Raw genomic sequence first — 21595 nt, 5'->3', positions numbered from 1 at the left:
TCGGCCAGTTTATTTCCATCCGCCTCCCAAAGCCCTATATAGTTCCACTACTGCTTGTAACTGCTGTAATTTGTTGTCTATGATGTTTAGCTCGGCACTCAAGGCATTTTGCCTTGCGGTCAACAAATCCAAATAGGTGCCAAATCCATTGTTCAAAAGGACCTCTGAGTTAAGTTCGGCGTTGCGCAAGGTTTCCACCTCATTCTTTCGGTATTCATATTTTCGGGTTTCAGCCTCATATTCGTACAAGGCATTGGAAACTTCCTGTCCCGCTATCAAAAGAGTTTTTTTATAGTTTAACAGACTTTCCTCTTTTTGGGCCTTGGCCACCTCATATTGGGTCCTGATCCTTCTTTTATTGAAAATTGGCTGGGTAATTCCCCCTACCATAGTGGCAAATAGGGAACCGGAACTAAACCACTCTTTAAATTCCAAACTCTGGAAGCCTCCTGCCCCCGTTATGGTCAAAGAGGGATAGAAATTGCTTTTGGCCACATTGGTAAGTTCAAATGCATTCACAAGCTTGTATTCTGCAGCAAGCACATCTGGGCGGTTGGCCAATAAATAGGCAGGAAGACCAATGTTTAGATCTGTGGTTACGGTTTGGTTTTCCAAAGAGTTACGATCTATACTGGTAGCGGGCTTGCCCAATAGTATGGCAAGTACATTTTCGGTTCTAAAAACGTTTTTTTCAATATCTATGAGCAGGGCCTGGGCATTGTACAATTGAGCCGCTGTTTGATCTACGGCTACTTGGGTAACATTGCCCGCTTCTTTAAGCGCCTGAATGGTCTGTAGACTTTTCTTTCTGTTTTCAATGGTCTCTTCCGTAATTTTATGTTGTTTGTCCAGGGCCAATAGCAGATAGTAATTGGATGCAATTTCCGAAATAAGCCTTGTTTTTACTGCCTGATGGGCCGCCGTACTTTGTAGGTAGGATGCTTGGGTAGCTCTTTGGTTACTGCGTATCTTGCCCCATATATCGGCTTCCCAGGATAAATTTCCCGTGAGCTCGAATTGTTCTAGGGATCCGCTAAAAAAAGAACCAAATTGGCTGTTTGCAGCCAATTCCTGATGGGTCATGGATGCTTTTGCGTCCAATGAGGGCAAATAGCCCATTTTACCCTGTTTCATATATGATTCTGCCGCAGCAATTTGCTGGACGGCGATCCGTATATCCAAATTGTTCTGAAGCCCTTCTTCTATATATTCCGATAGAAACGGGTCCGGAAAGAGTTCCTTCCAGGAAAGGGCTGCAGTTGAAGTACTGTCGGTATCAATATGGTCCGTTCGGTACAGATTGTCGATTTCCTTTAAATCGGGTCGGTCATAGTTTTTCGCTACGAAGCATGATTGTAGGGTGAGTGCTACAATGATGATGATTGAAAATTTGCCTATATATGTTTTATTCATGATCATGGGTTGTAATTGTTGTTGGTTCTGGTTTTCTACTTACTTTGTCTTGCATCCATTGGAAAGGAATGTACAATATTGGGATGATGAATACCCCCAGAATGGTTCCAATTAAAAGTCCGCCTACAGCACCTGTACCTATGGCATTGTTTCCTCTGGCACCAATTCCACCTGAAAATACCAATGGTAAGAGTCCGATAATAAACGCAAACGACGTCATCAAAATAGGTCGCAACCTTACTTTGGCTGCCTCAAAAGCGGCATCTTTTCGGCTATAGCCATGTCGCCGCCGTTGTATAGCAAATTCGACAATCAAAATGGCATTCTTGGCCAATAATCCCAAGAGCATAATCAATGCAATCTGGAAATATACGTTGTTTTCCAACCCTGCGAGTTTTGTGGTCACATAAGCACCCATAACGCCAACGGGCAATGAAAACAGTACCACAAATGGTAATAAATAACTTTCATACTGTGCTGCCAAAATAAAGTACACAAACAAAATACTCAATATAAAGATAAAGGTCGTCTGGTTGCCTGCGTTAATTTCCTCACGTGTCAATCCTGAGAAATCCACAGTATAATTATTGGGCAATGCGGTAGCACTCACTTCCTGTACCGCAGCAATAGCATCTCCGGAAGAATAGCCCGGAGCTGCTGCACCATTGACACTTGCCGAATTGAACAGATTAAAACGTGTTGCGGATTGCGGGCCATATACACGTTTTAAGTTGATGAACTCCGTAATTGGGGCCATAGCACCCTCCTCATTCCTAACAAACAAACTATTAAGGTTTTCGGTGGTTGCCCTGTCTTCCGGTAAGGCCTGTACATACACCCGGTATTGCTTTCCGTAGCGCGAAAAATCGGCTGCATAGATACTTCCTATATAACCTTGTAAGGTTGTTAGTATAGAACTTACTGAAATACCAGCTTCTTTCGTTTTGGTAATATTGACATCTATTTCATACTGTGGATAATTGGTATTAAATGACGTTTGCGCATATTGTATTTCTGGACGTTTCATCAATTCTTGCAGATAACTCTGGGTCACTGCACTCAATTCGTTAAACGAACCCCCCGACTGATCCAATACTTTCATTTCAAAACCTGCCGACAGACCAAAACCCGGTACACTAGGTGGCGCAAAGAACAACATATTTGCTTCAGGAATCGTTGCTGCTATTCCAAATAATTGACCTGTAATGGCTTCCACCGATTTTGAATCTTCCTTACGCTCGCTCCAGTTATCCAATTTGATAAAGGCAATACCATAGTTGCTTCCTGCACCACTGATGATACTGAAACCGTTGACCAAGGACACATCGGAAATACCCGGAATGTCTTTTATGCGATTATTCAATTCATTGGTTGCCGCTACCGTACGGTCAATAGTGGCACCTGCCGGCAATTCGATATTGGCAAAAATCAATCCTCTATCCTCATCGGGAACAAAGCCCGTGGGGGTGGTATTGGCTGCCCAAAAAATACCAGCTAACGATGCAATCAATATAGCACCCGTTATCCATTTATGCTTAAATAAAAAGCCAAGGGATTGCACATAGCGTTTGGTCGTTCTATCAAAAGCCACATTAAATGCTATAAAGAAACGATCTGCAAAATTCTTTTTCTTTTCGCCTTCATGCGTATGTGCTTTTAAGAACAAAGCACTCAATGCTGGACTCAAGGTCAATGCATTCACAGCGGATATGGCAATAGCCACCATCAAGGTAATACCAAATTGCTCATAGAAAACACCCGTTGGGCCCGTAATGAACGTTACAGGTATGAATACCGCTGCCATTACCAAGGTAATCGATATAATCGCGCCCGTAATTTCATCCATGGCAGTTTTGGTGGCTTCCATGGCAGAATTGGCACCTTCTTCCAATTTGGCATGGACGGCTTCCACGACCACAATGGCATCATCCACCACAATGCCGATGGCCAGCACCAAGGCGAAAAGCGTTAATAAGTTAATGGAATATCCGAAAAGGTTCAAGAAAAAGAACGTACCAATAATGGAGACCGGAACTGCAATAGCGGGAATCAAGGTAGAACGTACATCCTGTAAAAACAAGAACACTACTATAAACACCAAAGCAAATGCCTCAAGTAGGGTCATAATCACTTTGTCAATAGACGCTGTTAAAAATTCGTTGGTATCAAAATTGACAATATAGGTCATACCCTTGGGAAATTCTGCCCGTAACACCTCCAACTCTTCATGGATGGTTTCAATAATTTCCTGGGCGTTGGAACCTGGTGTTTGATACACGGCCATACTTACGCCTGGATTTCCATTGGTAAAAGAAATGGCGCCATAACCTTCAGCATCCAATTCTACTGTAGCAACATCCTTTAAATATAAAAATTGCCCATTATCCAAAGCTTTGATAACAATATTTTCATATTGGGACGCTTCCTTGTATCGGCCACTGTATTTTAATACATATTCAAAAGCTTCAGCATTGTTCTGCCCTAAAGAACCTGCAGCAGCCTCACGGCTTTGTTCATTGATAACTGCCGTGATATCTTCGGGCACCAATTGATAGGCGGCTAATTTCTCTGGATGCAACCAAACACGCATGGCGTAGTTCTTTAAACCAAAAATGGAAACGTCCCCTACACCTTTGATACGTTTTAATCTTGGAAGTACATTGATATTTAGGTAATTTTGAATATACGTACCATCATAAGCTTCGTTTTCGGAGTACACCGTCAAAAACATTAAGGCACTTGTTTGCTGTTTTTGGGTAATAACACCGGACTGTGTTACTTCCCTTGGCAATAACGGATTGGCACGTGCTACACGGTTTTGAACGTTAACGGCTGCAATATCCGGGTCAACACCCTGCTCAAAAAACACTTGTATTTGTGCACTACCATTATTACTGGCAGTAGAAGTAATATAGGTCATCCCTTCCACGCCATTGATTTGTTCCTCGATGGGAATGATTACACTTTCCAGTACGGTTTGTGCATTGGCTCCTGGATAATTGGCGCTCACTTGTACGGTCGGTGGTGCAATTTCGGGATATTGTGTCGTTGGAAGCGTGGAAATTCCCAGCACTCCCAAAATAACTAATACGATAGAGATGACCGTTGATAAAACCGGACGGTCTATAAATTGTTTGAACATACGATTATCTTATTTGAATACTGTTTTTAATCCGTTAGCGATACTATCAAATTCAACCATTTGTGGTACAATTGGGGTATTGTTGCGCAGTTTTCCAACACCGCTGCCAACGATATGATCGCCTTTTTTTAATCCTGAATCCAAAACTACCAAACCGTCCACGCGGTCTAAAACACCTATAGGTATACTTATGGCCAAGGTGTCTCCCTGCACTTTATAAGCATAGACAATGCCTTGTTGTTCATAAGTCGCCGATTCAGGAACCACAAGGGTATTTTCATAGGTTTTCGGAATATGGATGGCACCACTGCTGCCATTGGCCAACAAACCGTTGGGGTTTGGGAATTTTGCCCTAAAAGTTACCGTTCCCGTAGTTTTGTTAATTTGGCCGGTAACCGTTTCGATTTTACCTTTTTGGTCATAAATGGTTCCTGTAGCCAATTCCAATTCCACCTCCGGGAAGTTTTTCACTTTTTCGTCACGGGTGGTTCCTTTGGTTGTTTTCAAAAAATTCAGATAATCCTTTTCGTTTAAGGCAAAAAACACATACACATCCTCTGTTGTAGAGACCGTCGTCAATGGTTGTGGGTCCGATGGGCTAACCAAAGCGCCTTCGCGAAACGGAATGGAGCCCACATAGCCATCTATGGGACTTTTAATGGTTGCATAGCCTATGTTGGCAGCAATACTGCTATAGCCGCTCTTGGCTTGTGCTAATTTGGCTTTGGCGGTTTCCAATTGAACACTGCTGATGATGTTTTTTTCTACTAACGGAATTAACTTGTCCACTTCCACCTGCGCTGCATTAATATTGGCCTTTGCTGCTTCGGCATCCTGACTTAATGATTGTGTTTCCAGTTTAAAAAGGACCTGTCCCTTTCTTACTTTTTGGCCCTCATCCACCTGTACTTGAGTGATATATCCCGGTACTTTGGCACGTACACTGCTGTTATTTGTACCTTCAACACTGGCCGGATATATGTTATGGGCAATAACTGTTTTTGTTGGAATAGATATTACCGGATAAGGTAGTGCTACGGGAGCTTGTTGTTGTGGTTGTTGTTTGCAAGCTTGTAACACAAGCAGACCAATAACGAAATAAAAATAATGAGAACGTTTCATAGAATGATATAGGATTTTGATTTTAGGTATGATAAATGTTTAAGATGAATATGTTAGTTAATTTCATCAAGCTTATTGATGGTAGTTTCCATAAGTAGTTTTATAGCTTTCAGATAGTCTCTATAAATAGTGGTTAACTTTTCATTTTTAATATAAGATGCTTGGTGATTTTGCTTCATAAAAGCACAGGTCATTTCAAAAAGTTTTAATTCCTTGTTCGCTTGTTGCGTATAATTCACCAATCTGTTTTTAAGGTAGTTTACATTCTTTCTAAAATGACGCTTACGATCACCTGGTTTTGTAAAATATTCTATCTTTTGGGTTTGCAATAGTAGATTGATACTGGTGGATACAGAGCTTTTACTGGCTTCCGTAGCTTCCATTAACTCTTCAAAAGTTTGCCCCTCAGAACCTGTAAGGATGAGCATTGCGTAAATTCTTGTAGCTAATGGGGGCATTTTGTACAGGTTTTCAAAGTGCATTCCCAAGGCTTCGATCAATTCTTTTTTTACAGGTGCTTCCAAAATTTTAGTTTTAAAATTTGCTGCAAAAATACAATTGGTTCTGAACAAACAAAACTAAGCGAAGTTAAGAATTTGTTAATAAAGTGAGTTCGATATATGAATGGGGTTTAAGTGGAGGCTTGTGCCAAGTATAGTCTTTAGGCAAGGTAGATGTATGGGCATAACCCATAAGTACTTGCTAGGTCCGTTCTAAAGATAGTGGGTTTTTGGTGACGATCCGATTTAGGATGTGTAGCATATCTTTATAAGGCTAGGAAATTCAAAATCCGTAGCCTTTATACTATGGCACTATTGCTTGATGGAAAGATTCCTTTCGGAATCTGGGAAGAACAAATTAAAATGCACTTTTGAACTGCGTTAAAAAACGGATATCATTTTCACTTAACAATCGAATATCGGTAATTTGGTGCAAAAGCATCGCAATACGATCAATTCCCACACCAAAGGCAAAGCCCGAGTACTCATTGGGATCTATTTTACAATTTGTAAGTACATTGGGGTCTACCATTCCACAGCCCCCGATCTCTAACCATCCGGTCCCTTTTGTAATTCTGTAATCCGCATCCGTTTCCAATCCCCAATACACATCTACCTCTGCACTGGGCTCTGTAAACGGGAAATAAGAGGGTCTTAACCTTATTTGGGATTTTCCGAAAAGCTCAGTGGTGAAAAATTGTAGGGTTTGCTTTAAATCCGCAAAAGAAACGTCCTTGTCTATATAGAGTCCTTCCACCTGGTGGAAAAAGCAATGCGACCTTGCGGAGATGGCTTCGTTCCTGTATACCCTTCCAGGAGATATGGTCCTAATGGGAGGGGTGTTACTTTCCATATAGCGCACCTGTACGGATGAAGTATGGGTACGTAATAGGATATCTGGGTCGGTCTGTATGAAAAAAGTATCCTGCATATCCCTTGCCGGATGATATTCCGGTAAGTTTAGTGCAGTAAAGTTATGCCAATCATCTTCAATTTCAGGCCCTTCGGATACATTAAAGCCTATTCTTGTAAAAATGTCTATGATTTGATTTTTTACTATGGAGATGGGATGGCGTGTACCTAGGGGCAAAGGTTCTCCCGGCCTTGTTAAGTCGCCATATATTCCCTTTTCCTCCTTTTTATTTTCGAGGGCTTCCCTTAAGGCATTAACTTTTTCGGTTGCCGCTGTTTTTAGTTGATTTATAACTTGTCCAAACTCTCTTTTTTGATCACTGGGAACATCCTTAAAATCTGAAAAAAAGTGATTGAACAGCCCTTTTTTTCCTAAATATTTAATTCGAAATGCTTCAATGGTTTCAATATCGGTAGAAGAAAAATTTTCTACCTCTGTAATGTGTTTTTTTATGGTATCGATCATGGTGTTCGGCTAATTCCGCAAATTTAAGTTATTTACAGCATTACCGACTACATATTTCATCATAAATTGGGGTAGTGTGGACCTATGCCGAAGCTTCCGCCTTTTGTTTAATTGTTTTGTTATTTAAGTACGTAATACATTCATCGAAGGTGTCAAAAATGCGTTCCAGTGGTATCAGGTCAGGAATTAGGCCTACACGTTCCATCATGTAACGAGGCTGATCCAGTACATCTACGAACAAGACCTCGATGTTGGAATTAAGTAAATCTATAAGTACATCTTCCAAAGTGTAAAGACCGGATTGATCCATATATTGCATTCGGTCCATACGAATAATTACCGTTGATGCCGACCTTGGAATTTGGTTTGCCAATGCCTGGAATTCACTGGTAGAACCAAAGAATAGGGGCCCTTTAATGTGTTTTATAAAGACTTTATCTTTTAAATTTTTCGGAAAATTGGCTTCATCTGCCCACCCTTTTTCTTGTTCCAGGGTTTTTACATCTGATCTTTCTGCAGTAAGATCCCCCATTTTTTTCATGAACATTAACGAGGCGATTACCAGACCAACACCTACGGCATAGACCAAATTCCATATCGAAGAAAGAACCAGCACAACAAGCATAATGGTAACTTCGGAACTGAATTTGATGGGTCCTATACTTAAGTCTTTCGGCAAGCTTGGTATGGCTTTCAGACCTTTATAGTCCATAACCCCTATACCTACCGTAATCAATATACCGGCAAGAACGGCTGCAGGAATTTGTGATGCAATAGGGCCCATAGCTAAAAGAATGATCAAAAGCAATACTCCTGCGGTCATCCCTGATAGCTTGGTCTTACCCCCCGCGTTTATGTTTACGACGGTACGAATGGTAGCACCAGCTCCGGGGATTCCTCCGAAAATGGCCGCTATACTGTTGCCTATACCCTGACCTACCAATTCTTTGTTGGGTTGGTGCTTAGTTTTGGTCATGTTATCCGCTACTACAGAGGTCAAAAGCGAATCTATGGCTCCCAATAGCGCCAAGGTCAAAGCGGTAAAAATATATGGGGTTATGGAGCCGAGTTTAAAATCGGTGAATATATCAAGATTGGGTACAGGGAAACCACTGGGTATTTCATCAATTGGACGGTAATCGAATCCAAATCCGTATGCCACGCCCGAAACAACTATAAGGGCTACCAATGCGCTTGGTATGGCAGTCGTAATTTTTTTGAAACCGTAAATAATCCCAATTGTGGATAAAGCTAAGATAAGTTCTAGCCAATTGATGTTCTGCAAGGCCCTGGGAAGCACTTTTATGGTCCCTATAACTCCTGAAGCATCATTTTTGGCCAAGGTTCTGGCTTCTTTGATCATGTCATCTTGTGTAATACCTCCAGCACGTTTGATCGTTTCCTCAAAATCCTCCAAAACCAGAATACCTTCACCAGCCTCTTCCTTAAGAATATTATCCAATATGATTTCCTCGGCCATTGGTTTGTACTGTGAGACAAACTCGTCATCTTCTTTTGGATAATACCCTACAGATGGCAAAATTTGGGTAACCAATATAATGACCCCAATGGCCGTCATAAATCCAGAGACCACCGGATAAGGGATGTAACGAATGTACTTGCCTATTCCCATAAGACCAAGACCTATCTGCATAAGGCCGGCCAATAGAAATACAATAAGAATGGCGGGGAGGGCCTTTTCTATGCTTCCGTCATTAATAGCCACAATACCTGCTATAATCACCATACTTACAGCCGTCATTGGAGCGGTTGGGCCGGATATTTGAGTGTTGGTCCCTCCAAAAAGTGCAGCAAAAAAACTGATGAATATGGCTCCGTAAAGTCCGGCACTAGGTCCGAGCCCAGAACTTACACCAAAGGCCAAAGCCAGTGGAAGAGCCACAATACCTGCTGTAATTCCACCAAAAAGGTCTCCTCTTAAATTCGAAAAAAGATTTTTCATCTGTTTATATTTATTGTTTTTTATCGGTCAGATGTAATATCCAAGTAATCATTTTCGTCCCGATAATTATCGGGAGGTTTTAAAATATTGCTGATGGATATTTCATAAAATTGAATTTAATGCCAGATTAGTTTAAGCAATCAATACTTCGGATTGAAACCAAATGTTGGGTTCAATTAAAAGTAGGCCAATATGGCAACATTGACCTACTAATTCATTGGAAATATTATTCGTAGAAAACAACCTCCCCATTGGAGACATCGTACATGGCGCCAACAATTTTTATTTCCCCATTTTTTTCCATCTCGGCCAATACGGGGCTTTGCCTGCGTATATTTGTCATCGCTAAATTTACATTCTTTTCGGCAACTTTATCCACAAATTCAAGATTTTTGGAATTTCTTAAATTTTCGTCAGAAGGTTCTTTAACGGCTTCCACTGATGGTTCAATTTTTTTGATCAAGGCGGTAAGATTACCCAACCTTGCGTGATCACACGCTCCTTTTATGGCACCGCAGCTGGTATGTCCTAGAACAACGATTAGCTTGGTTCCTGCAAGTTTGGAAGCAAATTCCATACTGCCCAGAATATCTTCGTTTATAAAGTTACCTGCTATTCGAATGCTAAAGATATCCCCAAGGCCCTGATCAAATACCAATTCGGCGGAAACCCTGGAATCGATACAACTCAAAATGGTTGCGAAAGGAAACTGGCCTTCGCTCGTATCGTTCACTTGTTCAAGAAGGTTTCTATTGGCTTTCAGGTTGCTTTGAAATCTTTGGTTGCCTTCCTTTAAAAACGCCAACGCTTTGCTAGGGGTCATTGTTGCTTGGGTTTCTCTTGTATGTGCTTTCATATGTATTTATTTTAAATTATGTTTTTTTTAGTTTTGTATTATAGTTCTTCTGACCGTATTCTTCAGCGGTTATCATAAGATTAATATCCGATTTTCTTACCATATCATAGGTAACCAAGAATTCGGATAGACCTTTTTCTTTCTTTTTTCTTCTTTCCAAAAACAAGAGGTCTATATTGTTTTTGGATAAATAAATAGGAAGATTTTTTACCGTATTCTCATTGTGATCAAAAACGTAGTTGATGGTCTTGCGTCCTAGAATATCCTCTGCCAATGGCAGCACATATGAAGTTTCAACAATATTGAACGACCTCAAGGTGCTGTTCGCATTTAAAAAGAGGTTCTCTGTAAAGGACGGGGCAAATGCCGCTTCGGAACAATTTAATGTGCCTATACCTATCTTCTTGCCGGGCTCAAGACCATTGTCTGGTGAAACAATAAGAATGGGACCTTTAAAAACACTAAGGACAAAATTGATTATTCTATCATCGGCAGTATTAATAGGGTTGCTCCTGCCCCTTCCCAAAACCAAAATGTCCGGATTGTTTTCGTTTAGATATTTGACCAACTCATTTTTAATGTTTCCAAGGGTACTGGAATAAGTAATTGGGATTCCATAATTATCAATTATGGGCAATACTATTTCTTTCATCCGTTTGTCCGTCAGCATATGCTCCCTATTTATTGAGCGCATGGCCGAGAGCTGGTTGTCTTTCCTAATAACCGCTGTAGGCTTTGTTATGTGTAAGACTTCAATTTCCGCATTGATCATTTGAGCCAGACCAACCGTACTTGTTAGCAGGCTGGATATGTCCTCTTTTAAAAAGGTGAATAAAGCTATTTGGTGTTTATTCTTTTCCATGCCTATTAGCTTAAACTTAATTTGGATTTAGGTCTTGTTTTAAAGAATTCAGTAAAACTTTCCGGATTTTCAACTACACCCCGCTTTGAAGTCAGTTGAATATCTATATTGCGTTCTTTCGCCTTCACTAAAAAGTTGTCCAGAATTTCTATAATATCATAATCGAGATATCTTGTCTTGAGCAAATTTATTTCCAAATAGGTATCCCTTGGTAGGCTATCCAATTCCTTAAGAATGGCACCTTTGTTAAAAAAGGTAACTTCTTCGGCAAGTGTCATCTTTATTTTATGCTTGCCGTTGCTCTTATCCTCAATATGAAGGAAGTGCGAGTTTTGGTAGCTTTTTAGCAAAATAACAACTATTCCTACCATTAATCCCAATCCTATACCGAAAAGTAGATCCGTAAGTACGATTCCAACTACGGTTACAATAAATGGGGCCCATTGTTTCCAACCTAAACTATACATTTTTTTGAACAAGGATGGTTTTGCCAATTTATACCCAACAACCAAAAGTACGGCGGCCAATACGGATAGTGGAATCATGTTCAGCAATTTCGGAATCAAAATCACCGATACCAATAACAAAATACCGTGAAAAATGGCTGATAATTTACTTTTTCCTCCAGATTGTATATTTGTTGAACTTCGTACAATTACCTGTGTTATGGGTAAACCACCAATTAGACCGGACAAAATATTACCTGTACCTTGTGCCAACAGCTCCCTGTTGGTAGGGGTTACGTTTTTATCGGGGTCTATTTTGTCGGCAGCCTCTACACAGAGCAAGGTTTCCAAACTGGCGACCAAGGCAATCGTAAACGCCGTAACCCAAATATCCACATTGGTAATTACCGCAAAATTGGGAAAGCTAAACTGGCCAAAAAAGTCCGTGGCACTTTCTGGTATGGGTACACTCACTAAATGTTTTCCTTCAATGGCCATTATTTCGTTGCCCTGAAATAATTTATGGAAAATAACACCCAGAACCACCACAACAAAAGGTCCTTGGATCAACTGAAAGATTTTTGATTTTTTACTCAATACTTTATCCCAAAATATTAAAAGTGCCAAACTTAGTATTCCTACGAAAGCCGCTCCGGGCTGGATATTGCTAAGCATGGTAAATAGTTCGGAAAAGGTGTTTCCCCCATCAATCTCAAAAAACTCCAGATCCCAGGCAGACTCCTCATCATAACCGAAAAAGTTGGGAATCTGCTTTAAGATAATGATGATACCAATTCCGGTCAACATGCCCTTAATTACGGAAGATGGAAAATAGTATCCGATAACACCGGCTTTTAAAAAACCAAAAATCAATTGAATAACGCCACCTAAGACCACCGCAACAAGAAAGTTTTCATACCCTCCCAAAGCGCCTATGGCGGTCAAAACAATTGCGGCCAGTCCTGCTGCCGGTCCACTCACACCAATTTTTGAGCCACTAAGGGCTCCAACAACAATTCCGCCGATTATACCGGCAATTAAACCTGAAAATAAGGGGGCCCCACTGGCTAAAGCAATACCCAAACATAGAGGTAACGCAACAAAAAACACTACAATACTAGCCGGAAGGTCCGATTTAATAGTTTTGAACATATATAATAATAATTTAATCCTTGATGGGAATCAAGGACAAGTTTTTAATTAATCGAAATAGTTATACTTAACTTAAAGGATTAACTAATATGTTCTGGGGGTGGAAGAAGAATTTTTTTGGTGAAGTCTATATGGCCCATTGGGTGGTAAACACCCATTATAGATTTTTGTGACAGGGCTATTAATGAATAATCGGTATTACCATCATTTACAAATTTCTCCTGTAAGGGAGATTTTTCAACCGTTTCTTGCTGTTCCTCTTCGTTAAGATTGGTTATAATAACGGGATTGTCAACATCCAATAAAGTGAAGGCGCTCGGAGCCACTATGGCAAATAGCCAAAGGGATAGTAAAAGTAAACGGGCAAAAACCTTCATAGAATCTCAAATTAGAGCAAATATAACACCAACGGATTTATTAGACGTTAAAGATATATTAAAAATCTTTAAGGGTTTTTATGGCCTCCGAGGGAATCCAGCCCGTGGTACCATCGGCAATGGCAATTTTTTTCCAATCGTTCAATTGTTCAAGTACATTTACCTTGGTACCGGCATGTAAAGTGAAAATGGCCTGCCCCCTATTGTTGGGTTCGGATTTAACGCCCACTTCTTCCGAAAAGACTATGGCGGGTTGTTCCGATTTAAAATTGGAAAACTGTATATAGGCCAGCATTACCGCAACTACGGTTAAGAGAAGAAAAATAAGGCTACTTATGAAGGCTATCCGCTTTTGGGAGGAAAACTTGAAATAATAAAAGGCAATATAACAGCATACGAAGAGCATCATAAAGCCAACGGCTACATAGGCCCATTGGTCAAAGGTGAGATAGGTGGTAAGTTTGTCGTACATTTTGGAAATTGTGGTCTGGGGCAGGGGTTCAATGGCATCCAAAGTCATATTTTGGGCATAGGCCAAATTGTTCTTAATGTCCGGATCATTCGGTCTTAGCAATAAGGCCTTCTCATAGTAATAGATACTTGGGGCAATTTTATTCAGCTTATAATAGGTGTTTCCCAAATTAAAATAGAGTTCGGCCGAATGTTCCTTATTCTCTAAGATCTTTAGATAATTGTCCGCAGCTTTTGTATATTCCCCTTGGTTGTAAAATGCCGTAGCTTCTTCAAACAGTTGTTCGTTTTGGGAAAATCCCAAGGTACATACCAAACAAGCCAAAATAGTTAATTTACGTACCATTGTTTAAATTTGTTTATCCAGTTGTGAAATTACCTCACTGGCCTTATTGTAATCCTGTTGCATCTGAACGTCTGAGAAAGGGCTATATCTGGCCATTTCACAATTTTTTAGCAATCCTACAAAACCCTCTCGCGTTGTCTCCTCAACATTTTTTTCACTTAATAAAGAGGCTATTTTATCCTTGCTGAATTCCGATGTCTCTATTTTGAGTTTGGCCTTCAAATAATTGTGCAGTGCCTTTTCCAGGGCCACGTAAAATGATTCCTTGGACCCTAAGGCCTTTTTGGCCGCAGATAGGTATTTCTTGGCCAGTTTATTGGCCCGTTTAATTTTATTGCCTTCCACATCACTCGAAATGGCCTCTCTTTTTTTACCAAAAAGAATGGCCAGGGGAATTAACAGCAGCGGAAGTAACCACCAAAGAAAGAAACCGGTAGACCCAAAAAAGTAATTATTGTTGATGGCCCTTAGGTTTGGGGTTATCTTATTGAACACAAATTGATCTCCCGTAGCCACAACCCTTTGTTTATTATTGGAAACGGCACCAGTGTTGTCTACGGCCCCGCTAACGGGGCCTTCCAGTACATTGATCATAATTTCCCCGGAACTCAAGGTTTGATATTTTTCGGTCTTAGGGTTAAAAAAGCTGAAAGAGATACTGGGAATGGGGTACTTGCCTTTAAATGTGGGCACTATGGTGTAGCTATCGCTTACATTCCCTTCCATACCGGATAGGGTGGTACGAACACTTTCATTGAACTCCGGATCATATACTTCCAGGGAACCGGGGAGATTTAAACTTGGAATTTCGAAAAGTTTTAAATTTCCCTTACCGTTTATGGCCACTTTGGCCTGTAGGGATTCGGAGGCATTAAGATGGGTCTTACTGGTAGTTACCGAAAATTGGAATTCGCCCACCGCTCCACTAAAATCTGCCGGTTTGCCTTCTGTAGGCAAAGGTTTTACATTAATTGTTCTATTGCCGGCGGATACGGTCTTGTTGGTTTGGGCAAAGATTCTTCCCCCAAAGAAATCGCGTTTATTGGTGGGGACCTGGAGACTTACATCCAGTGAAAGCGGCTCAATTTCCAGTTCTCCCGTTTTTTGTGGATATAAAACTACCCTTTTTAAGATTACGGATCGGTACGCCTTGCCCTCATAGGTACTATTCTGGACATCGTATTTGGTGACCGGGATATCCTGGCTCCAGAAATTGTTATATTTAGGGTTGTCCAGCGCCCTAAAATTTGTTACGTCTATGGAGGGACTTGCATAAAGTTTATAAACTACGGTAACGGCCTCGTTTAAATAGGGGCCGGTTTTGGATATTTCGGCTACCAAATGTAAGCTTTCATCCGCCACATCATCCACCGTTTTTTCCCCGTCCGGTCTTTCCACTGCAGCGGTAACCTCCACTTCTTTGGGGAGGGATTTATAGGTTTCGCCCTTAATGACTATGGTGGCCTGCTTGATCGTAAATTTCCCCCTTGCGGTAGGGGCCAGGGTATAGCTATAGGTTTTGGAAAAGCTTCTTACCCCGTTCACCCAGGACGAGCTAATGGATTGGGAGGGACCCATAAGTACCCGGAAGCCTTCAAAATCCGGTGGAACAAAATTATCCCCGTCCCTGTTCATTGTAAAGTCTACCCTAAGACGTTCGTTAATACCCAACACATCTTTGCTTAGATTCATTTCAAAGGTGACGGTATCATCATTTTGCGCATACGATGACATGCCGAGGATCAACAATGAAAATAACGATATGTATCTTTTAATATTCACTTGTATTACCAGTCTTTTTCATTTTGGATTTTTGCCCCTTTTACTTTTTGGGCATCAATTTTTTCCTGAACCTTTTTTTCTTCGTTCTGCATGGCCTCCAACAAGTTTTTTACCTGTTGGGGGGATAATTGATTGGGTCTTGGCTGTTGTTGTTTCTGTTCCTCCGACTTATAGGGCTCGTCGTTTTTCTCTTCATCGTCTCCCTGGCCTTCCTTCTTATCCTCTTTCTCTTCCTCGCCTTTATCCCCCTCTTCCTTTTTGTCGCCCTGGTCCTCTTTCTGATCGCCTTTATTGTCTTCGTTTTGGTCCCCTTCCTTTTTATCCTCGTTCTGGTCCTTCTGATCTTTTTGGTCTTCCTTGTTCTGGTCTTCCTTATTCTGATCGTTTTTTTGCTCTTCTTCCTGTTGCTTTTTTAGCATTTCCTTGGCCAATGCCAAATTATAACGGGTCTCTTCGTCCGTAGGGTCATTTCTTAAAGATTCTTTATAGGCATCTACCGCTTTTTGGTATTCTTTATTTTTCATAAAGACATTGCCCATATTATGGTAGGCCCTGTGCTTGTCCTTTTTGTTGGTGGCATTTTCGCCTGCCTGCTTAAATCTGCCAAAGGCTTCGCTATAGGTCTCGTTTTCGTAATAGGCATTCCCTAGATTATAAGGGGCTATACTACTTTCCGCACTCTTGGAGATGGCCCTTCTGTAATTGGCTTCAGCATTTACAAAATCGCTTTCGGACAGGTTCTTATTACCTTCCCAAGTATAGTTGTTGGCAGTTTTAATCGATTTTTCCTTTTCCTTATCCACTTCCTGTTCCTGTGCGTGGACAAGGCCTCCTATCAAAATAATGACAAATGCAATCTTTTTCATCTGTTCCTATTTATTTGTTTCATATCAGTCGGATGTAATTCGCCAATCAACATTTCGGTCCGATAATTATCGGGAAGTATCCAGAATCGTTATGGCTCATTTCATCTGTTCGTATTTATTTGTTTCATATTGGTCAGACCTGCCCGACTTCTTCATTCCCGTCCGTACCGGAACGGGCGGACAGGCGGGTGTAATATCCAAGTAATCATTTTCGTCCCGATAATTATCGGGAGGCTTGAAAATTTTGCTAATGGATATTTCATAATCCTTCCTCGTTCGTTTATCGCTCGTTAAACAGATTCAATTTTTTAAGCCATTTGGTCTTTCTATCCAGGACAAAAATATCTAAAAATAGGAATAAAAGCCCTGCGGCCAAAAACCACTGGAACTGATCTTTGTATTCGGCAAATTGTTTGGCCTCGAATTCCTTCTTGTCCATCTGGTTCAATTGTTCCTTGATAAAGGCAACGGCATCTTCCGTATTTTCGCCGTTTATGTATTCCCCATTGCCCTCATCGGCAATTTCTTGAAGTACCTCTTCATTTAATTTTGTTATGACCACTTCTCCCTGGTTATCCTTTTTTAGGCTTTCAACGATCCCGTTTCTTTTTAGGGGGATGGGTGCTCCCTTTATTTTTCCTACCCCAATGGTAAATACCCTTATCCCTTCATTGGTGGCGTCCTCAACGGCATTGGATACATCACCTTGGGAATGGTCCTCCCCGTCCGAGATAATGAAAAGTACACGGTTGGTCTGTTCCTCATCGTCATAATAGGTCGAAGCCAGTTCAATGGCCTGATCAATAGCCGTTCCTTGGGAGGAAAGCATGTCGGTGTTCATGTTTTGCAAGAACATTTTGGCGGCCCCGTAATCTGTCGTTATAGGGAGTTGGGGAAACGCCTGTCCGGCATAGGCAATAATTCCAATTCTATCACTGGCCAGTTGATTGATGATCTCTGAAACCAGACGTTTTGCCTTTTCCAGCCTATTGGGGGCGATATCCTCGGCCAACATACTTTTGGAAACATCCAATGCAAATACAATATCTACCCCTTCCCTCTTAACGGTTTCCAATTTGGTGCCTATCTTTGGGTTGACCAATGCCATTGTTAGGGAGGCTAATCCGAACAGAACAAAAATTAATTTTAAGGTAGCTTTAAAGTTGGATCTATCCGGGGTCAATCGCTTTAAAAGGCTAAGGTCGGCAAATTTTCTCTGTGTCCTTTTTTTCCATATTTGAAGGAGCATAAAAAGGACCACCATCACCGGAATGATGGATAAGAGGTATAAATATGATTTTTCGTCCAATTGAATCATTTCGTATTCTTCCTTTTTAAATCAATTTCCTTTGTATTATATAAAACTCCTGTACAAGGTGTTCCTTGCCACCCATTCCAACAAGAGCAAAACCCCTGCCAAATATACCCAAGGTCTAAATCTTTCTTCGTATTTGTAGTATTTAAACTCCTCTACCTCTGTTTTTTCCAATTTATTGATTTCCTCGTAAATGGCTTCCAGTTTTTTATTGTCGGTAGCCCTAAAATATTGTCCCCCCGTTGTTTCCGCTATAGATTTCAATAGACTTTCGTCTATCTCCACTTCCCGCATTCCATATCTGAAAGATCCGTCCGCGTTATAGGCTATGGGCGACATGGCGTTGCCATTGGTGCCAAGACCAATGGTGTAGGTTTTAATGCCGAACTCCACTGCCAGATCCGCGGCAGTTTGGGGCTCTATAAATCCTGAATTGTTTACCCCATCGGTGAGAAGAATAATTACCTTGCTCAGGGCCTTACTTTCCTTTAGTCTGTTTACAGAGGTGGCAAGACCCATTCCAATAGCGGTTCCGTCGTTTAATTGTCCATAGGTTATCTCGTCCAAAGCCCTTAAAACTATAGATTTATCACTGGTAATGGGCGTTTTGGTATAGCTTTCCCCTGCATAGGCCACCAGGCCTATCCTATCATTTGGTCTTTCGTTGATAAAATCGGCGGCCACTTTTTTAAGGGCTGCCAATCTATAAGGCTTTAGATCTTTTGCCAACATACTGGAGGAAACATCTATGGCCATGACAATATCGATCCCTTTGGTGGTTTTGGTCCTAGTGGAGATATCCTCGGTCTGTGGCCTCGCCATGGCCACTATAATGGAGGCCAATGCCAACAATCGCATACCAAACAGCACCGGTTTTAATTTGGGCAATATGCTGCGATTGGGAAAGCCCTTGATGCTCGATATTTTTAAGGAAGCGGTCTGCTCCCTTCTTTTAAAGAAATACCAAAGCATTGCCACTGGAAGTAATAACAACAGCCAGAAAAATTGTGGGTTCGCAAAGGAAATATTCTCAAACATCTATAAGCTTGTTTTTACTTCTACTGAGTTCAAAATTCGATCTACTATCCGGTCCGCATATTGGTCATCTTCCAACCACGTCAGGATAATATTTTGCTGAAAGCCATTACCTCCAAAAAAAAGGACCGTATAGTTACCGGAGATCGGTTCCTCGGATTCCGGTACGGCAAATTTTCCACTGCCGTACAGTTTAACTCCCTTAACCCCTGAGATGGTAGTAAAAGCTTCCTGTTTGGTAGTGATGTTCTTGGCACCTTGATCTTCAAAATTTTTCAATATCTGTTCCGCGGCCTTTTCAAAATCCGGTTCCTCCGGTTGGGTCAAGGTAATGGAGGTGGCACCAATGGTAAACAGTCCAATGGAGCTCCTATAGGCAAATGCCTGCATTTCCTTGATAGATGCCTGGGCCTCCGGTGGGAGTTTTACCGCCTGTCTCAACAAGACTTTTGGGGTCTGTAGGCTAATTGGCGGGAAACCGTAATCACTTTGTACCCATTCCCCTTCCAATAATTCTTTGGTGGGGTGGCCCAGAACCGTATCCTTTACCTCTCCAAACCCATAATAACCTATTGCTGCAATAGCGGAAAATAATAGGACAAGTATCGCAGTAACGGCAACTATTACCAATTTTTTCTTATGTTTTTTGCGTTCCAGTTCCTCCAAATACTCCTCCCGCTGTAATAATTCTTCTTCGGTAGGTTCTGGAATGGCCTCTTTGGTCTTGATCACGATCTGCTCCACAGACCTTCTATCCTGCTCGGCTGCCGAGGATTCGGGTTTGGATTTTGCAAATTTTACCAAATCCGAAGTCTGTAGCACCTTTTTGAACTGTTGTATGGTCTCATGGTCCAATTTCAATTGACCGGCGTCCTTCATCATTTCCAATTTATCTATCAATTGGTCCGTAGTACTTTCCAATGCGGTAACATGAACATCTTCCTCCAGATAGGACCGTACAATGTCCGTTAATTCGGAATAGTAGGTTTTATAATCGTCCTGAATTAAATATTTTGATTTTTCCAATTGTTTTAAACCAAGGATGGCACGGTCAAACGGAGGCAATAGGGCCACTTTTTCCTCCTCGCTCAAGGGTTTTTTCCTGAAAACGAACCAGTACAGTGCTGCCCCGGCCACTATTAAAACAGCAAGTACCCAAAGTAGAATGTTCCAAAACGCTCCGTTCGATTTTTCTACATTTATTATGGGTTTTATATCGTACATCTTCTGCGCCAAGGTGTCTACAGGTACCGTGGCAACCTCAATTCTTAGGGAGTCCGTAAAAAACGGTTTCCCGTTTATCATAATCTGTTGTCTTGGAAGGGTATAGGAACCGGAATCAAATTGGGTAAGCGCATAGATTTTTTGTAAGACCATCCTATCCAATTTTTTAACAGTATCGGTCTTTAGGGCCTCCACCGTCTCCAATGGGGAAAATGTTTGGCCTTCCGGAAAGATTACCTGGGCGGTGGAATCTGTTTCTACGCTAACCTTAAAATTGATCTGCTCACCAATCTTTATAGAGGTGGTATCCACCCCGGATTCAATGATGGGCGTATTTTGGGAAAACCCTTGTATCGATGCCATTACTAGACACAGGGTCATATATCGTAGTAAATACGAATAATTATTTATGATGCTCAAATTTAAGTTCCTCATTTAAATCAACCTCTTCTCTTAAAATAGCCCAATAATTTCTTTACATAACTTTCATCCACCCTACAACTTAACACCCCACAACCCGATTTTGTAAAAGTCTCCTGAAAATAGGCAACCCGCTCACTATAGTGCTTGCCATAGGCCATCCTTACTTTTTTGGACTGGGTATTCACCAATTGGATAGCACCCGTTTCGGCATCCTGCATCTGTACCATGCCTAAATTTGGAATATTTTCCTCCCTCTCATCAAACACCCTAATGCCGGTTAGATCGTGTTTTTTGCCCGTAATACGTAAGGTTTGGAGATAATCATCTGTAATAAAATCCGAGAGGACAAAGACAATGGCCTTTTTCTTCATTACGTTGGTAAGAAATTTTAAGGCAGCCCCCAGATCGGTCTCACTGCTATTGGGCGTAAACTCCAGCAATTCCCGAATTATACGCAGGGCGTGACTTTTTCCTTTTTTGGGAGGAATGTAAAGTTCCACTTCATTGGTAAACAAAAGAAGTCCCACTTTATCATTGTTCTGAAGTGCCGAAAAAGCCAACGTAGCGGAGATTTCGGTAATAATTTCCTTTTTAAACTGATTGCTGGTACCAAAAAGTTCCGAACCGCTCACATCTACCATGAGCATCATGGTAAGTTCCCTTTCCTCCTCGAAGACCTTTACAAAAGGTTCGTTATATCGTGCGGTTACGTTCCAATCTATAGACCGGACATCATCACCAAATTGATATTGGCGCACCTCACTAAACGTCATACCCCTTCCCTTAAAGGTAGAGTGGTATTCCCCACCAAAAATATGGTCGGAAAGACGCCTCGTCTTTATTTCGATCTTGCGAACTTTTTTTAATAATTCCTTGGTATCCATTTTCAGTTTGCAGTAAAAAGTATTCAGTTACAGTTTAA

17 protein-coding genes are annotated in these 21595 nt (G+C 41.2%); all 17 read right to left on the bottom strand.

Annotation, left to right across the window (positions count from 1 at the left end):
• Positions 1-9: 9 nt before the first annotated feature.
• The 17 genes from D0S24_RS10230 to D0S24_RS10150 all read right to left on the bottom strand — a co-directional run bounded on the left by D0S24_RS10230 (position 10) and on the right by D0S24_RS10150 (position 21557).
• Entirely contained in the window at positions 10-1413 is a 1404-nt protein-coding gene (locus D0S24_RS10230) for an efflux transporter outer membrane subunit (RefSeq protein ID WP_251795763.1), read from the bottom strand.
• Entirely contained in the window at positions 1406-4555 is a 3150-nt protein-coding gene (locus D0S24_RS10225; protein WP_117019768.1) for an efflux RND transporter permease subunit, read from the bottom strand. The genes D0S24_RS10230 and D0S24_RS10225 overlap by 8 nt, the downstream gene beginning before the upstream one ends.
• A gap of 9 nt (positions 4556-4564) precedes the next feature.
• Positions 4565-5677 (bottom strand): efflux RND transporter periplasmic adaptor subunit, encoded by a 1113-nt coding sequence (locus D0S24_RS10220; RefSeq protein ID WP_117019767.1) that lies wholly within the window; start codon positions 5675-5677, stop codon positions 4565-4567.
• A 53-nt stretch (positions 5678-5730) separates the two neighbouring features.
• Complete coding sequence (locus D0S24_RS10215; RefSeq protein WP_147321447.1) at positions 5731-6201, bottom strand: GbsR/MarR family transcriptional regulator; 471 nt, start codon at positions 6199-6201, stop codon at positions 5731-5733.
• A gap of 334 nt (positions 6202-6535) precedes the next feature.
• Complete coding sequence (gene pheS, locus D0S24_RS10210) at positions 6536-7555, bottom strand: phenylalanine--tRNA ligase subunit alpha (RefSeq protein WP_117019765.1); 1020 nt, start codon at positions 7553-7555, stop codon at positions 6536-6538.
• A gap of 82 nt (positions 7556-7637) precedes the next feature.
• A complete protein-coding gene (locus D0S24_RS10205) occupies positions 7638-9518 on the bottom strand; it encodes a SulP family inorganic anion transporter (protein WP_117019764.1) in 1881 nt (626 codons plus the stop codon).
• A 226-nt stretch (positions 9519-9744) separates the two neighbouring features.
• The gene (locus D0S24_RS10200) at positions 9745-10374 is read right to left on the bottom strand and encodes a carbonic anhydrase family protein (protein WP_117019763.1); all 630 of its coding nucleotides are present in this window, start codon (positions 10372-10374) and stop codon (positions 9745-9747) included.
• A gap of 16 nt (positions 10375-10390) precedes the next feature.
• Positions 10391-11236, bottom strand: coding sequence for a universal stress protein (locus tag D0S24_RS10195; RefSeq protein WP_117019762.1), 846 nt, complete (start codon positions 11234-11236; stop codon positions 10391-10393).
• 5 nt (positions 11237-11241) lie between these two features.
• A complete protein-coding gene (locus D0S24_RS10190; protein WP_117019761.1) occupies positions 11242-12834 on the bottom strand; it encodes a SulP family inorganic anion transporter in 1593 nt (530 codons plus the stop codon).
• 80 nt (positions 12835-12914) lie between these two features.
• Positions 12915-13211: a hypothetical protein gene (locus D0S24_RS10185; RefSeq protein ID WP_117019760.1), complete on the bottom strand. Its 297-nt coding sequence runs from the start codon at positions 13209-13211 to the stop codon at positions 12915-12917.
• Between the two features lie 58 nt (positions 13212-13269).
• Entirely contained in the window at positions 13270-14028 is a 759-nt protein-coding gene (locus tag D0S24_RS10180) for a tetratricopeptide repeat protein (protein WP_117019759.1), read from the bottom strand.
• 3 nt (positions 14029-14031) lie between these two features.
• Positions 14032-15810 (bottom strand): BatD family protein, encoded by a 1779-nt coding sequence (locus tag D0S24_RS10175; protein WP_408912543.1) that lies wholly within the window; start codon positions 15808-15810, stop codon positions 14032-14034.
• A gap of 5 nt (positions 15811-15815) precedes the next feature.
• Positions 15816-16676 carry a tetratricopeptide repeat protein gene (locus D0S24_RS10170; protein ID WP_117019757.1) on the bottom strand — a complete coding sequence of 287 codons (861 nt, stop codon included), beginning with the start codon at positions 16674-16676 and terminating at the stop codon, positions 15816-15818.
• Between the two features lie 280 nt (positions 16677-16956).
• Positions 16957-17994 carry a VWA domain-containing protein gene (locus tag D0S24_RS10165; RefSeq protein ID WP_117019756.1) on the bottom strand — a complete coding sequence of 346 codons (1038 nt, stop codon included), beginning with the start codon at positions 17992-17994 and terminating at the stop codon, positions 16957-16959.
• A gap of 36 nt (positions 17995-18030) precedes the next feature.
• Positions 18031-19029, bottom strand: coding sequence for a VWA domain-containing protein (locus D0S24_RS10160; protein ID WP_117019755.1), 999 nt, complete (start codon positions 19027-19029; stop codon positions 18031-18033).
• Entirely contained in the window at positions 19030-20631 is a 1602-nt protein-coding gene (locus D0S24_RS10155) for a hypothetical protein (RefSeq protein ID WP_117019754.1), read from the bottom strand. It lies immediately after the preceding gene.
• 59 nt (positions 20632-20690) lie between these two features.
• Positions 20691-21557, bottom strand: coding sequence for a DUF58 domain-containing protein (locus D0S24_RS10150; RefSeq protein ID WP_117019753.1), 867 nt, complete (start codon positions 21555-21557; stop codon positions 20691-20693).
• Positions 21558-21595 lie beyond the last annotated feature (38 nt).

The organism is Arenibacter sp. P308M17 (assembly GCF_003426735.1).
Classification (GTDB): domain Bacteria; phylum Bacteroidota; class Bacteroidia; order Flavobacteriales; family Flavobacteriaceae; genus Arenibacter.
This window is presented reverse-complemented; position numbering and strand designations above follow the sequence as displayed.